Origin of the sequence: Pantoea sp. SJZ147 (assembly GCF_007828605.1) — a bacterium.
Classification (GTDB): domain Bacteria; phylum Pseudomonadota; class Gammaproteobacteria; order Enterobacterales; family Enterobacteriaceae; genus Pantoea; species Pantoea allii.
Genome location: NZ_VIVB01000009.1, coordinates 60,521 through 75,154 on the forward strand (window position 1 = coordinate 60,521; position 14,634 = coordinate 75,154).

Genomic DNA, 14,634 nt, shown 5'->3' on the forward strand with positions numbered 1-14,634 from the left:
TCCAGTTTGATTCATTTACAGCAAATACCAGAGACCCGGGAACAGATCCATGCCAAGGAAATTCAGGGCATACAGCACCAGAATCACAATCATGGCTGAGAAGTCGATGCCGCCCATGGCAGGGAGAATGCGGCGAATCGGCGCCATTAATGGCTCGGTCAGTTGGATCAGCACGAAGTCCATCGCACCGCGGCCCTGGCTGATCCAGCTCATCAGGGAGCGAATGATAATCACCCAGAACACCAAATAGCCGGCAGATTTCAGCAACGACAGTAGCCCAACCAGCAAATTGGTGGGATCGACAGAGAACACGCCGACCTGGATGAGCAGCAGAAGCGGGTATTTAAGCGTTGTCAGTACAAAGGCTAACAGCAGAGATGCCGTATCGATCGGACCCAGTGCAGGCAGGATACGACGTAAGGGTTTCACAATCGGCTGAGTAATCTTCACCACAAACTGGGCAAGCGGATTATAAAAATCACAACGTGACCACTGCATCCAGATGCGCAGCAGCAGCACCATGACGTAGAGATCGATTATCGTTTTTACTAAAAACGTCATTGTTAACATGAAGTTCCTCAATTATTGTTGTGAAGGTTGTGTGTAATCACGCGCGCCAAATATAGCGGTGCCAATGCGCACCAGAGTACTGCCAGCGGCGATGGCCGCCTCCATGTCATCGCTCATCCCCAGTGAAAGGGTGTCAACATCACTATATTGCTGTTTTAGCTGGTGAAATGCATCAGCCATTTGCTGACATACCGCCAGCTGTCGCTGATAATCCTGTTCGGGTGCCGGAATCGCCATCAGCCCACGCAACCGCAAACGCGGCATGGCGGTAATCTCCTGAGCCAGTTCGGCAACCGCATCCAGCATGATGCCAGATTTGCTGTTTTCGTCACTGATATTTACCTGAATTAAGACATTGAGCGGCGGCAGATGTTCAGGCCGCTGATCGTTGAGCCGCTGGGCGATCTTCTGGCGATCGACGGTGTGGCACCAGGCAAAATGTTCGGCTACCAGTCGGCTTTTATTGGACTGCAGGGGACCAATGAAATGCCATATCAATCCAGGATGTGAGGCCAGGGACTGAATTTTTTCAACCCCTTCCTGAACGTAATTCTCACCAAAATCAATCTGACCCGCCGCTGCCGCTTCTTCGACCGCGCTCGCAGGCTTCGTTTTGCTTACTGCAAGTAACGTAATTTCTTCTGGTGCCCGGCCGCAACGGGTTGCAGCAGCAGCGATTCGCTGACGGACTTGCTGTAGGTTGTGCTGGATTGAAGTCATAGTCTGGAGATCAAAATGGATTTGGATGAAATAGTGGCGCTTAGTGTAAAGCATAACGCCGCCGATCTGCACCTTTGTAACGGACATTTGCCGTACTGGCGCCGTCAGGGCCGGCTTGAAACGCTTCCCGACCAGCCTGTCCTGTCTGCTGACTGGATGGTGCGGTTTACCTCGGCATGGCTGGACACTGAACAGCAGGCGCAACTGAAGCAAGAAGGGCAGCTGGATTTTGCGTTAACCCTGGTGAGTGGACAACGCCTCCGCGCCAATCTGTTTAGGCAGCGTAACGGGCTGTCACTGGCGTTGCGTATTATTGCCAGCCACTGTCCCACGCTGGCAGCGTTACGCCTGCCGGAGGTGGTGCCGACCTTACTGGATAAACAGGACGGGCTGATTTTGATTACCGGCGCAACCGGCAGTGGTAAATCGACCACGCTGGCGGCTATGGTCGATGCCATCAACCGGCTGCAGGCGCGTCATATTCTGACGCTGGAAGATCCGATTGAGTTTATTCATCACAGCCAGCAATCCCTGATTCAACAGCGCGAAGTCGGGTTGCATTGCCGGTCGTTTAGTCTGGGCCTGAAAGCGGCTTTACGGGAAGATCCTGACGTGATCATGCTGGGTGAACTACGCGACAGTGACACCATTCGTCAGGCACTGACCGCCGCAGAGACCGGACATCTGGTGCTGGCAACCTTGCATACGCGCGGCGCGGTTCAGGCGGTGGACAGGCTGGTGGATGTGTTTCCTGCAGATGAAAAAAATCTGATACGCACGCAACTGGCGGGCAGCCTGAAAGCGGTAATCGCGCAGCAGCTGGTTTCTGCCATCGATGAGAAAAGAGTCGGGCTGTTTGAGGTACTGATTACGACCAGTGCGGTCATCAACCTGATTCGGGAAGGCAAAATGCACCAGATTCCCGCCATTTTGCAAACCGGCGCGCAGGCCGGAATGCAAACGTTTGAGCAGAGCCGCCTGGCCCGTCAGGCCGAAGGCGTAATTGCTTAATGGGTTTCAAACCAGTCCTGCAGGATAATTGCCGCTGACTGTGAATCCACTGATCCTTTGTTCAGCGCACGATAACCGCCCCGTTCAAACAGATCGGCTCGCGCTTCGACGGTGCTGAGGCGCTCATCCTGCAACTCCACGCGAATGCCGAAACGACCATGCAGGCGGTTAGCAAACTTGCGCGCGCGCGCGGTCAAAGGCTGTTCAGTGCCGTCCATATTTAACGGTAATCCCACCACCACAAAATCAGGCTGCCACTCTTTGAGCAGTTTTTCGATTTGCAGCCAGTCAGGCGTGCCATCCTGCGCCTTGAGCGCACTCAACGGGCGGGCATTGCCCGTCAGCTGTTGTCCCACCGCGACGCCGATACTTTTGGTGCCGAAGTCAAAACCTAACAACGTTTGTGTATTCATCAGGCGTGACCTGCATCGCTGGCCATATTGTGAATATCAACGCCAATGCTGCGTGCGGCTTCACGCCAGCGCTCAGAGATCGGCGTCTGAAACAGGATGTTGCTGTTAGCCGGAGTGGTCAGCCAGGCGTTTTCCATCAGCTCGTTTTCAAGCTGGTCTTTTTCCCAGGCACAATAACCCAGCGCGACCAGCACATGATCGGGCTGTGAGGCCGTGCCAATCGCTTCCAGAACGTCGCGTGAGGTGGTAATCACGGTGTTGTCTGAGACGCGAATGCTGGAGGTAAAGGTTCGCTGTGCCGAATGCAGAATAAAGCCGCGATCTTCTGCCAGCGGACCACCGCTGAACACCGGTTTATCAAGATTGATTGCCGGGTCGCGGTTTTCTTCGGCGATCTTGAGCTTTTTCAGAATGCCGTCAACCGTCAGGTTTTCCATCGGCTTATTGATAATCAGCCCCATTGCCCCTTCTTCGTTATGCTCGCAAATGTAGACCACAGAACGTTTGAAAAAGGGATCTTGCAACGATGGCATGGCAATTAAAAAGTGATGCTGTAAATTCATTCTCACATGCTTTACCAAAGATAACCGGTGCGTGACATCTGCACCGGTGTTGGGTTGATCACGGAGCATGGCCCCAGCGTTATGCTCAGCCCAGGCGCTTCTCGATGGCGTCCATCAGCATACCGGTGATGGAGACAGGGAACGCGGCCTCGATTTCACGAATGCATGTCGGGCTGGTCACGTTAACTTCAGTCAGTCTATCACCAATAATGTCGAGCCCGACAAAAATCAGGCCTTTGGCCTTCAGGGCAGGGCCGACACGGCGGGCAATTTCCCAGTCGCTTTCGCTCAGCGGGCGAGCTTCGCCGCGTCCGCCAGCCGCCAGGTTACCGCGGGTTTCTCCCCCCTGCGGAATACGCGCCAGGCAATAGGGAACCGGTTCGCCATCGACCACCAGAACGCGCTTATCACCGTCTTTGATCGCCGGCAGGTAATTTTGCGCCATGCAGTAACGGCTTTCATGTTCAGTCAGGGTTTCTGCGATAACACCGAAATTCGGGTCGTCCTGCTTCACGCGGAAAATGGACGCGCCGCCCATGCCGTCCAGCGGCTTCATAATGACATCGCCATGCTCCTGCCAGAACGCCCGCAGTTGTTGCTTAGAGCGGGTGACCAGCGTATCTGGCGTGAATTCTGCGAACCAGGCGGTATACAGTTTTTCGTTACAATCGCGCAGGCTTTGCGGCTTGTTGACGATCAGCGTGCCCTGTTCTTCTGCGCGCTCCAGGATATAGGTGCAGTAGATAAATTCGGTGTCGAATGGCGGATCTTTTCGCATCAACACGACGTTCAGGTCAGCCAGTTTAATCACCTGCTCGCTGCCAAACTGATACCAGCTTTCGGCATTCTGTTCCACGCTGAGCAGGCGAGTGCGGGCGAAAGCCACGCCACCGCGCAGGGAGAGATCGTTCATCTCCATGTAGTGAATTTCGTAACCACGGCGCTGTGCTTCCAGCAGCATTGCAAAGCTGGAGTCTTTCTTAATGTTGATGGATGAGATCGGGTCCATCACGATGCCAAGCTTGATCATTATTATCTCCTGAAGGAGGCGGGGATTACCGTCTCGTTCCGTTCGGGCGAAAAGGGGCTGAACAGTCAGGACGCGGTTTGTGCTGAGCGCGACCCGATGAAGCTAAAAGTATCGCTTAACCCAGGTCACCAAACCTCACCTGAAGTGCCGTGATGGCGGTCAGTGCCGTGGTTTCGGTGCGTAAAACCCGTGGGCCAAGCAAAATATCGGTAAAACCATGCTGCGCCGTCATGGCAATTTCATCCGTTGACAGCCCACCTTCCGGACCAATCAACAGGCGGATACGTTCTACCGGCTGGGGCAACGTATTGATGCTGTGGCTGGCGCGCGGATGCAGATTTAGTTTTAACCCACTTTCTGCTTCACTGCACCAGGCTTCCAGCGTCATGGCCGGGCGGATTTCAGGTATCCGGTTACGACCACACTGTTCGCAGGCAGCAATGGCAATTTTTTGCCACTGCTGAATTTTTTTTGCCAGACGTTCGGCATCCAGTTTGACACCACAGCGTTCAGAAAACAGCGGCGTAATGACATTTACACCCAGTTCGATCGATTTCTGAATAGTAAATTCCATTTTTTCGCCGCGAGACATCACCTGACCGAGATGCAGATAAAGCGGTGATTCGCGATCGTCTTCCTGGCTTGCCGTGATGGATACTTTTACACGTTTTTTATCAACATGCGTGATTTCTGCTGCGAAAGTCAGATTACTGCCATCAAACAGTTCTACATGCTGCCCACTGGTCATACGGAGCACGCGGCCAACATGGTTGGCGGCGTCGTCGTCCAGCGTAATTTCACTGCCAACGTGAACAGGCTGTGCGTGATAAATGCGAGGTATGCGCATAAGGTCCCTGAGAGCTAAACGCCGCGGGATTAACGCGGCGGGGCGGTGAAACCGTTAGTTTAGGGCAGGGATTTTAACGCTTGCAAGCCTCGAGCACATAAGGATTATGATTCCCCTGTACACGCGCGATGCGCTGGTCGCGCTCACATTCCCATTTGCTCACCGGATAGAGCTTGTCCCAGGCCGTGAATAACTGGGTTTGTTGACGCGACAGGCGCAGATGATACTGGTCACGCATGTAGAAGTAAGTGCGGGCGATCGCGCCGCGAGCCCGCTCTGGCGGCTGCGCCTGCTTGTTTTTAAAATCAATTTGCATGGTGCACTGACCGTACTGCTTTTCAGTGCCGTTCCACTGGCTGTAAGCGTAGTTACCGCGGTCACCATTCACCTCACCGATGGCCGGTTGCAGATTGTGCAGGTCGGTTTCGATACGGCGGTAGTCGGCATCTTTACTGCAATTTTTGCGGCCGCCATTCTGCCAGCACTGACGTTGATGACCGAACTCCCAGGCAGGCATCACATGTTCCCACTCAATACGCGCGGCGCGGTTGGCATTTTTGCGCGGCTGATAACCACAACTGTTCAGGTCAGGCTCGCCCTTTTTGCCGTGCCAGCTAATCTTACAGCCACAATAAAAGCTGCCTGGCGCATCCTGGTTAATCTCTGCGGCGAAGGCTTTGGCCTGCTGAAAATTATTTTGATGATAGTTATCGAGGTTAAGGGCCTGGCTGTTAAAAGATGCCAGTAACAGCGCCGTGGTTATGATTAATTTGCGAGACATATTCCAGTTTTACCCCTGATCCTTAAAAGGGCGGCAGGGTACCAGAATGCAGGCGCAGGCGGAATGAGAATCCGTTCAGGAGAGGGGAGAGACGTCGGCTTTCAACAGGCTACCGCAGTGCACGCAGCGGTACTCGCTTTCGCCACGGAGCACGCGGTTATGGCGACGCACGGTAAGCTGGTGCTGTTGACACTGGCAGCGATAAGCAAAAGTGCGGCTGCGCACCGACTCGACTTCGAACTGATGAGTGCGCCGTGCCGGCACGCACAGAACGCTCTCCATCATCCATTTCCACTCTTTGCCATGGGGCGCGACGCGGCCAAAGGTTTTCCACACCAGCAAATGGGCCAGCTCATGGGGAACGACTTCTTCAATAAAGGCCTGCTGATTTTCCATCAGCAGGACGGGATTGAGGCGAATTTCCCATTTTTCCAGCCAGGCCGTGCCAGCGGCGGTGCCACGCTGCTGATAAACCAGCGTTGGCTCAGGATAATGGCGTTCAAGCTTTTCATTGGCCCGCTCAAGCGCGCTACGCAGGGCGCGCATAACGGCTTGTTGCAGGGCAATGGGAAGACGGGCTGTTTTCATGGCGCTCAGCATAAGCGGCGCAGGCGAGGAACTCAACAGCAATACACCGCCTGCAAAAAAGGTCATGCTGACCGACCGGCACAACCCGCTTTTTAATGAAACTGCTTAACCGTCTGCGCCAGTTGCCGGGCCTGGTCCTCAAGCGAACTCGACGCGGCCGACATCTGCTGAACCAGCGCGGCATTCTGCTGCGTGGTCCCATCCATTTCGTTGACGGCGATGGTCACTTGCGCAATGCCGCGAGCCTGCTCATCGGAGGCGGCAACAATTTCGCCGATGATATGCTGCACGGATGAAACGGCAGTCGTCATCTCATGCATGGTTTTGCCCGCATCGTTGACCAGTACGACACCATTTTCGACCCGCACGGCGGACGCTTCAATCAGGGCGGAGATATCTTTCACGGCGCTGGTCGTCCGCTGAGCCAGATTACGCACTTCAGAGGCCACCACAGCAAAGCCGCGCCCCTGTTCTCCGGCGCGAGCCGCTTCGACGGCGGCGTTGAGTGCCAGAATGTTGGTCTGGAACGCGATGCTGTTAATCAGCGTGGTGATATCACCGATTCTCTTTGAGCTTTCATCGATCTGGGCCATGGTCGTTACCACCTGATCCACCAGGGTTTCTCCCCGGCTGGCGATACGCGTGGCATTTTCGGTCAGGCCCGTTGCCTGCTGTGCATTGTCCGCATTCATGCGAATGGCGGCGCTAATCTGCTCCATGCTCGCGGCAGTCTGCTCCAGCGCCGCCGCCTGTTCCTCGGTGCGTGAGGCGAGATTGAGGTTCGCACTGGCAATCTCGCCCGCACCCTGCTGGACCGAGGTGCTGGCGTCTTTGATTTGACCCACGATACTCTGTAACTGTGCCTGCATGGTGTGTAAAGCATAAAACAGGCTGCTGCTGTCGCCTGGCGCCACCTGAATGCCGTTGTTTAACCGGCCCTCAGCAACGGCCAGCGCAATGCGCGCCGCCTCTGCGGGTTCACCGCCCAGCGGACGCATTACTTTACGGTTGAATAACAGCCCCAACACGGCCCCTACGGACAGAATACTGATTATCATCAACGCTATAGCCCAGTAAAGCTGCTGGTCAGCCGCCGCCATCACCTGGCTGACCGGCGCGACAATCCCGACATACCAGGGTTTAGTGCTGTTGCCCACGCTTATCGGGTACCAGGTATACATGGCTTTTTCTTTCAGGACGGGATCGTACTGCTCTGTCACTGCCGTACGATAGCCGTTTGCATTGCCCTGCCATTTTTTACCGGCTTCACCTGCATCGGGGGGAGGAAATCACGTTGCCGCTATTCGAGAGCAGCAGCGCATAGCCGGTTCCCTGCCAGGGCTTGATTTGATTGACCTTTTTCTGGATGGCGGACAGCAGGATATCGGAACTGACCACCACTTTCAGTTTGTCGTTGACCATGACAGGCGTTGCCACCGAGGTTAGCCACTCTGGTTTTGCGCCATCATAAGCGAAGCTGTAAGGCTCAATCAGTGTGTCCTTTAGCGTTTCCTTCGGCAGCAAATAGTAATTTCCGGCACCGGGCTGCAAATAATCCAGTGCCGGATTCATTTTGTAACGGCCGTCTTTGTCCCGGTCTATGTACCAGGCATAGCGACCACCAGGTGGCGTGCCCTGCTGCCCGACGAAGGCACTATCGCGGCCGTCAAAGGCATCGGGTTCAAACACCACGGTCATCGACACAAAGTCTGGGTTTTTGTGCAGCGCATATTCCATGAGCTTATCGGCAACTTTGCGATCGGTTATCCCCGCCGCAGGCAGAGCGGCCAGGCTTTGTCCCAGATTTTGCGCGGCATCCAGTGCGTGAGTCAGTTCTTGCTGGATTTGCCCGCCATGACCGGCAGCAATTTGCTGCAGGTATTCGGCAGCAAGGGATTTTTGTTCTTTGGATGACTGCCAACTGAGTAATCCGATAGTCGCAGTAAACCCCACGACAATCGTCATTCCGCCGGCCAGCAGCATCTGAGCACGGGTGCTCATTGTCTTTTTTATGCTGGTGCTGTTCATTTGATTTCCTGGTAAACGTAAAGTCTGAAAAATTATTTTTATAATGAAAACGTCATTTAATTTATCGGCGTATTGTTATTCGACTTTAATGAAAGAAAAGCGAAGCGGTGACGGTGACAATGGGGAAATAGCAGGGCTTGACGATAATAAGGCGGGGGATTTTTCGAGAGAGAACGCCGGTAAAACGCCAGCAAAAAAGCCAGTCAGTTTTCACTGACTGGCTTTGAGATAGACATGAAAAGCGGAGGCTTACTGACCGATGTCGCGCAGCTTTTTACCTGCCATCAGGTTACGTTCAATGTGCTCCAGCGAAACGTTTTTGGTTTCGGGAATTAACATAACCGTCAGTACGATGAAGAAGACGTTCAGCAGACCGTAAACCCAGAAGGTCGGTGCATTGCCCAGCGTATTCAGCATGGTCAGGAAGGTTGCGCCGACAATCATGTTGGCGATCCAGTTGGTGGTCGTTGACACGGTGATACCGAAATCGCGTCCTTTCAGCGGCTGAATTTCAGAACACAGAACCCAGATCAACGGACCGGCTGACATGGCAAAGCCCACGATAAACATCAGCAGCATGCCAATCGCGAAGTACTGCGCGCCTGACGAATGAATGCCCATATGCAGCATGGTGCCAAGAACGCCCATACCGGCTGCCATGACCAGGAAGCCCAGAATCAGGGTCGGCTTACGGCCCCAGCGATCCACCAGGCCGATAGCAATAAAGGTCGCCAGTACGTTAACCAGCCCGACAATCACCGTTCCCCACATCTGTTGGGTCGTATTTGAGAAACCTGCAATCTCAAAAATTTTCGGTGCGTAATACATGATGACGTTCATGCCGGTAAACTGTTGCATAACCTGCAGCAGAATGCCCAGGTACACCGCACGACGGAAGTGGCTGCTACTGGTAAATAATCCCCAGCCTGACTGTTTGATCTTCAGGCTTTCACGGATCTCATCCAGCTCGCGCTTTGCCTGCTCACTGGTATCACGCAGGCGATCCAGTACGCGTTGCGCATCGCGGAAGTTGCCTTTCGCCGCCAGCCAGCGTGGGCTGTTAGGCAGGAAGAACACGCCAACCAGCAGCAGCAGGGCAGGAATAGTGATAACGCCCAGCATCCAGCGCCAGTTACCTGTAAAGCTGAACGCCGTATCGGAAAGATAAGCACCCAGAATACCGATAGTGATCATCAACTGGTACAGCGAGATCATGCTGCCGCGGATTTTTTCAGGGGCAATCTCTGAAAGATAAAGCGGCGCGGTGTAAGAGGCGATACCTACCGCCAGACCCAACAGTACACGTGCGCTGATCAGCATTTCAGGGTTCGGTGCCATGGCTGACCAGAGTGAGCCAATAACAAACAGAATCGCACCGGCCATCAGGCTTTTCTTACGGCCCAGACGGGATGACATCCAGCCGCTGCCGATGGCACCGATCGCTGCACCAAACATCATGGAGCTGACAATCCACTCCTGTTGATGGGCAGTGACGTTAAAGTCCTTCGCGATAAAGGGCAGAGCACCGGCAATAACGCCGATATCCAACCCAAACAGCAGGCCTGCGAGGGCTGCCAGAAAGCAGACAAATAAGGTCATTGCCTTATTTGAGGTTCTGCTTTTATGTGAATTGCCAGGCATGGTTGCCTCCAAAATTATCCATCATTGTTGTTATCGATGTTAAAAAACCTTAACTGAGCAAAAAGTGAGCCCGATCACATTGATGTAATCGCTTACACTTGCTGAAACCCTGAAATCCAGCATTTACAACCCAGAAAGGTCAAGTAACCAGTGAGGTATAGCACCCTCGAAGTTTCTGACAATGTCCTGTTTAACGCCTATCAGATGACGCTGAAAATAACGCATTTTCAGAAGAATAACTACGGCGATAAATTCCTAAATAGCCGATATATAAAGCGTTTCAAATTGTAAGCGTTAACACATCAGCAGCGTACAAGCCGAAAGAAAGTGTAGTTGAGTTAAAAAAATGTGCAGAAGGAAAAAACGCCATGAAAAGGAAGCAGAACAGACAAAAAAAAGCCCCGCCAGATGGCGGGGCTTTTCAGTGATGCGTCAGCCTTACAGGCCCGCAGCCTCACGCAGCTGGGCAGCTTTGTCGGTTTTTTCCCAAGGGAAATGCTCGCGACCGAAGTGACCGTAGGCAGCGGTTTCTTTATAGATAGGATGCAGCAGGTCCAGCATCTGAATCAGGCCGTAAGGGCGCAGGTCAAAGAACTCGCGCACCAGCAAGGTCAGCTGTTCAGTAGACACTTTTTCTGTGCCAAAGGTCTCGACCATGATAGAGGTCGGCTCAGCGACGCCAATCGCATAGGAAACCTGAATCTCACAACGATCGGCCAGGCCCGCGGCCACGATGTTTTTGGCAACATAGCGGGCGGCATAGGCGGCTGAACGGTCAACTTTAGACGGATCTTTACCAGAGAATGCGCCGCCACCGTGACGGGCCATCCCGCCGTAAGTATCAACAATGATTTTACGACCGGTCAGGCCGCAGTCACCCATTGGACCACCGATAACAAAGCGGCCAGTCGGGTTGATGTGATATTTAGTTGATGCATTCAGCCACTCGGCAGGCAGGACAGGCTTGATGATTTCTTCCATCACCGCTTCCTGCAACGCTGTCTGTGAGATGTCTTCGCTGTGCTGGGTTGACAGCACGACGGCATCAATCCCAACAATTTTACCGTCGTCGTACTGGAAGGTCACCTGGCTTTTAGCATCCGGGCGCAGCCATGACAGCGTGCCGTTCTTACGCACTTCAGCCTGGCGCTGAACCAGACGGTGCGCATAGGTCACCGGTGCGGGCATCAGAACATCAGTTTCGTTTGTGGCATAGCCAAACATCAGGCCCTGGTCACCCGCGCCTTGCTCCAGCGGATCGCTACGGTCAACGCCCTGGTTGATATCCTGAGACTGTTTGCCAATTGCGCTTAACACTGCGCAAGAGTTGGCATCAAAGCCCATATCGGAATGAACATAGCCGATTTCACGAACGGTATTACGGGTGATTTCTTCGATATCGACCCAGGCACTGGTGGTGATTTCGCCGCCAACCAGCACCATACCGGTTTTCACGTAAGTTTCGCAGGCCACACGCGCTTTCGGATCCTGTTCCAGGATGGCATCAAGCACGGCATCAGAAATCTGGTCGGCGATTTTATCAGGATGTCCTTCGGATACGGACTCGGATGTAAAAAGATGTTTAGCCATTATGTTCTTTACCTTACCAATGGTTTGAATTCGACTGCATAGCGCAAGTGAGTATTAGCTGACTTAACGCCCCTTAAGGCAAAGCCGTGAGCAGTCAGGTAGTGTCAGCACGCAGGCCAACACCGCCTGGATATTAACCTGTTTAGATGGAAAACCATCTGGACGTCTATTTTAGGTTACGGGGTGAGCGAATTACCAGCCCTTTTTGAGGTTACGCTGTTAACTTTATGCTGCGCAGTGGAAAATTCTGTTTATGGCGGAGGCATTAAGCAAATAATCTCTTTGCATTTTTTGTGCGCAAAATGTATAAAACGCCGCTGCGTTCTCAGCAGAAAAAAAGGATGACGTGCTAGCGCGTCGCGCCTGTCAGACAACTGTCTGGCTTTCACCCTGATGCTTTTCCACATGTCTTTGACCTGTGCGGAGGTGATACGAGTTATGAGCCTTATGTTCCCACTCCTGGGTTCTTCGCGTGCTGGCGTTGCGCCGGCGTTATCCTGTTTCCCACCTTTATTTCTCTTCTGCCGACATTTTATTGGTTTCGGTAATTATCCCGACACAAGCGCTGGCTAACCTCTGACGCGATAGCGGTTTATATCGCCCAGGCTGCGAGCGTCGTCAATTATTCGCGACCCTTTTGCACCTGACATGGCTGAGTGTTTTACACTTAGGTATTCAACGATGCATCGTGCGGGTTCGCGACGCAGACAGAGCATGACGTAATATGTGGCAACGAATTTTCAGACTTCCGACCTTTGAGTCGGTTTACATTATTATCTTTCAACGGAAAATTGAGGTTCGCGATGTCTGACGGCATGAAGAATATCAAGGGTTCGTCAGCTGGCGAACAAGGTGCACTCCGCTCAATGCAGGAGGTGGCGATGAACGATCAAGACGCCAGCCTGATGCTGCGAACGTATAACATTGCCTGGTGGGGCAACAACTACTATGACGTCAATGAACTGGGTCATATTAGCGTCTGCCCGGACCCGGATCGCCCGGATGTACGCGTCGATCTGGCTAAGCTGGTCAAGGAGCGAGAGGCACAAGGCCAACGCCTGCCCGCACTGTTCTGTTTCCCCCAGATTCTTCAACACCGCCTGCGCTCCATTAACGGGGCGTTTAAACGTGCGCGTGAGTCTTACGGCTATACCGGTGATTACTTCCTGGTTTACCCCATCAAAGTTAACCAGCACAAGCGCGTGATTGAATCTCTGATTAACTCCGGCGAACCCCTGGGCCTGGAAGCCGGTTCAAAAGCCGAACTGATGGCGGTGCTGGCCCATGCCGGGCAGACCCGTTCAGTGATTGTGTGTAATGGTTACAAAGATCGTGAATATATTCGTCTGGCGTTGATTGGCGAGAAGATTGGTCACAAGGTTTATCTGGTACTTGAGAAGATGACCGAAGTGCGCATGGTGCTGGAAGAAGCGGAACGCCTGAACGTGGTGCCACGTCTGGGTATTCGCGCCCGTCTTGCTTCACAAGGCTCCGGTAAATGGCAGTCGAGCGGTGGTGAGAAATCCAAATTTGGTCTGTCTGCCACCCAGGTCCTTAAGCTGGTCGACATCATGCGTGAAGCCGGTCGGATGGACAGCCTGCAGCTTCTGCATTTCCATTTGGGATCGCAGATGTCTAACATCCGCGATATCGCCACCGGCGTACGTGAGTCAGCACGCTTTTATGTTGAGCTGGCGAAACTGGGCGTCAACATTAAGTGCTTTGACGTCGGCGGTGGTCTGGGCGTTGACTATGAAGGTACCCGTTCGCAGTCCGACTGTTCGGTTAACTATGGGCTGAATGAATATGCCAACAATGTGATCTGGGGAATTGGCGCGGCCTGTGACGAGCATGGTCTTGAGCACCCAACGGTTATCACCGAATCCGGTCGTGCAGTCACGGCGCACCACACGGTGCTGGTGTCTAACATCATCGGCGTTGAGCGTAACGAATTCAGTAAGCCAGAAGCGCCAGATATTGAAGACGCGCCTCGTCCTATCCTGAGCATGTGGGAAACCTGGCAGGAGATGCACGAGCCGAATACCCGCCGCTCCCTGCGTGAATGGCTTCATGACAGCCAGATGGACCTGTTTGATATCCATACGGGTTACTCATCGGGCACTTACAGCCTGAAGCAACGCGCGTGGGCAGAGCAACTCTATCTGAGCATCTGTCACTATATTCAGCAGCATCTTGATCCCAGCAACCGTGCACACCGTCCTATTATCGACGAGCTGCAGGAACGTATGGCGGACAAGATCTACGTTAACTTCTCGCTGTTCCAGTCAATGCCGGATGCGTGGGGCATTGATCAACTGTTCCCTGTGCTTCCGCTGGAAGGCTTGAATAAAAAGCCGGAACGTCGCGCCGTGTTGCTGGATATCACCTGTGACTCAGACGGCACCATCGATCACTATGTGGATGGTGATGGGATTGCGACAACCATGCCGATGCCGGAGTACGACGTGGACAATCCACCGATGCTCGGCTTCTTTATGGTGGGCGCTTATCAGGAAATCCTGGGCAATATGCACAACCTGTTTGGTGACACCGAAGCGGTTGACGTGTTCGCGTTCCAGAATGGGGAAGTGGAAGTCCAGCTGTCGGATGAAGGCGATACCGTAGCCGATATGCTGCAGTATGTTCAGCTTGATCCAAACGAACTCATGACGCTGTTCCGTAAGCAAATTCAGACCTCTGAACTGGATGACGAACTGCGCGAGCAGTTCCTGCAAGAGTTTGAAAGTGGTCTGTATGGCTACACCTATTTAGAAGACGAATAAAGCCCCGCGAAGCGCTTGCAGCTTGCCGGGACATTGTTGATAATCGGCAGCAACTCATCCCTTCCTCGT

At 53.4% G+C, this 14,634-nt stretch carries 12 protein-coding genes and 1 pseudogene; 2 read left to right on the plus strand and 11 right to left on the minus strand.

The annotated features are described in order from the left end of the window. Positions 1–15 precede the first annotated feature (15 nt). Together FBY13_RS14125 and FBY13_RS14130 are read right to left on the minus strand one after the other, a co-directional pair. A complete protein-coding gene (locus FBY13_RS14125; RefSeq protein WP_063880839.1) occupies positions 16–570 on the minus strand; it encodes a YggT family protein in 555 nt (184 codons plus the stop codon). A gap of 12 nt (positions 571–582) precedes the next feature. Continuing rightward, the gene (locus tag FBY13_RS14130) at positions 583–1,290 is read right to left on the minus strand and encodes a YggS family pyridoxal phosphate-dependent enzyme (RefSeq protein WP_063880838.1); all 708 of its coding nucleotides are present in this window, start codon (positions 1,288–1,290) and stop codon (positions 583–585) included. A 15-nt stretch (positions 1,291–1,305) separates the two neighbouring features. Here FBY13_RS14130 and FBY13_RS14135 point away from each other — a divergent pair, with 15 nt between their 5' ends. Next, positions 1,306–2,301: a type IV pilus twitching motility protein PilT gene (locus FBY13_RS14135; RefSeq protein WP_145394477.1), complete on the plus strand. Its 996-nt coding sequence runs from the start codon at positions 1,306–1,308 to the stop codon at positions 2,299–2,301. On the opposite strand, the gene ruvX is transcribed toward FBY13_RS14135, so the two are convergent. The 9 genes and pseudogenes from ruvX to metK form a co-directional block, all read right to left on the minus strand. Then, entirely contained in the window at positions 2,298–2,714 is a 417-nt protein-coding gene (ruvX, locus tag FBY13_RS14140) for a Holliday junction resolvase RuvX (RefSeq protein ID WP_063880836.1), read from the minus strand. The two genes, FBY13_RS14135 and ruvX, sit on opposite strands and share 4 nt — an antisense overlap. Beyond that, entirely contained in the window at positions 2,714–3,277 is a 564-nt protein-coding gene (locus tag FBY13_RS14145) for a YqgE/AlgH family protein (protein WP_063880835.1), read from the minus strand. The genes ruvX and FBY13_RS14145 overlap by 1 nt, the downstream gene beginning before the upstream one ends. A gap of 85 nt (positions 3,278–3,362) precedes the next feature. Then, entirely contained in the window at positions 3,363–4,307 is a 945-nt protein-coding gene (gene gshB / locus FBY13_RS14150) for a glutathione synthase (protein WP_063880834.1), read from the minus strand. A 115-nt stretch (positions 4,308–4,422) separates the two neighbouring features. Next, positions 4,423–5,154, minus strand: a complete 732-nt coding sequence (rsmE, locus tag FBY13_RS14155) for a 16S rRNA (uracil(1498)-N(3))-methyltransferase (RefSeq protein WP_096011789.1) — start codon at positions 5,152–5,154, stop codon at positions 4,423–4,425. 73 nt (positions 5,155–5,227) lie between these two features. Then, positions 5,228–5,935 carry a deoxyribonuclease I gene (gene endA, locus FBY13_RS14160; protein WP_145394478.1) on the minus strand — a complete coding sequence of 236 codons (708 nt, stop codon included), beginning with the start codon at positions 5,933–5,935 and terminating at the stop codon, positions 5,228–5,230. Between the two features lie 75 nt (positions 5,936–6,010). After that, the gene (locus FBY13_RS14165) at positions 6,011–6,523 is read right to left on the minus strand and encodes a SprT family zinc-dependent metalloprotease (protein WP_145394528.1); all 513 of its coding nucleotides are present in this window, start codon (positions 6,521–6,523) and stop codon (positions 6,011–6,013) included. A 92-nt stretch (positions 6,524–6,615) separates the two neighbouring features. Next, positions 6,616–8,551, minus strand: a pseudogene (locus FBY13_RS14170) (methyl-accepting chemotaxis protein). A 249-nt stretch (positions 8,552–8,800) separates the two neighbouring features. Then, positions 8,801–10,192: a sugar porter family MFS transporter gene (locus tag FBY13_RS14175; protein ID WP_063880830.1), complete on the minus strand. Its 1,392-nt coding sequence runs from the start codon at positions 10,190–10,192 to the stop codon at positions 8,801–8,803. A gap of 438 nt (positions 10,193–10,630) precedes the next feature. Further along, positions 10,631–11,782: a methionine adenosyltransferase gene (metK, locus tag FBY13_RS14180; RefSeq protein WP_063880829.1), complete on the minus strand. Its 1,152-nt coding sequence runs from the start codon at positions 11,780–11,782 to the stop codon at positions 10,631–10,633. 803 nt (positions 11,783–12,585) lie between these two features. On the opposite strand from metK, the gene speA reads away from it, so the two are divergent. Continuing rightward, a complete protein-coding gene (speA, locus tag FBY13_RS14190) occupies positions 12,586–14,565 on the plus strand; it encodes a biosynthetic arginine decarboxylase (RefSeq protein WP_074181035.1) in 1,980 nt (659 codons plus the stop codon). The last annotated feature ends 69 nt before the right edge of the window (positions 14,566–14,634 follow it).

What these genes read in the sequence shown, in the direction of transcription:
- FBY13_RS14130 (WP_063880838.1), bottom strand. Translation starts at nt 1,290, where the DNA reads ATGACTTCAATCCAGCACAACCTACAGCAAGTCCGTCAGCGAATCGCT.
- gshB (WP_063880834.1), bottom strand. Translation starts at nt 4,307, where the DNA reads ATGATCAAGCTTGGCATCGTGATGGACCCGATCTCATCCATCAACATT.
- FBY13_RS14165 (WP_145394528.1), bottom strand. Translation starts at nt 6,523, where the DNA reads ATGAAAACAGCCCGTCTTCCCATTGCCCTGCAACAAGCCGTTATGCGC.
- ruvX (WP_063880836.1), bottom strand. Translation starts at nt 2,714, where the DNA reads ATGAATACACAAACGTTGTTAGGTTTTGACTTCGGCACCAAAAGTATC.
- endA (WP_145394478.1), bottom strand. Translation starts at nt 5,935, where the DNA reads ATGTCTCGCAAATTAATCATAACCACGGCGCTGTTACTGGCATCTTTT.
- metK (WP_063880829.1), bottom strand. Translation starts at nt 11,782, where the DNA reads ATGGCTAAACATCTTTTTACATCCGAGTCCGTATCCGAAGGACATCCT.
- rsmE (WP_096011789.1), bottom strand. Translation starts at nt 5,154, where the DNA reads ATGCGCATACCTCGCATTTATCACGCACAGCCTGTTCACGTTGGCAGT.
- FBY13_RS14175 (WP_063880830.1), bottom strand. Translation starts at nt 10,192, where the DNA reads ATGCCTGGCAATTCACATAAAAGCAGAACCTCAAATAAGGCAATGACC.
- FBY13_RS14125 (WP_063880839.1), bottom strand. Translation starts at nt 570, where the DNA reads ATGTTAACAATGACGTTTTTAGTAAAAACGATAATCGATCTCTACGTC.
- FBY13_RS14145 (WP_063880835.1), bottom strand. Translation starts at nt 3,277, where the DNA reads ATGAATTTACAGCATCACTTTTTAATTGCCATGCCATCGTTGCAAGAT.
- FBY13_RS14135 (WP_145394477.1), top strand. Translation starts at nt 1,306, where the DNA reads ATGGATTTGGATGAAATAGTGGCGCTTAGTGTAAAGCATAACGCCGCC.
- speA (WP_074181035.1), top strand. Translation starts at nt 12,586, where the DNA reads ATGTCTGACGGCATGAAGAATATCAAGGGTTCGTCAGCTGGCGAACAA.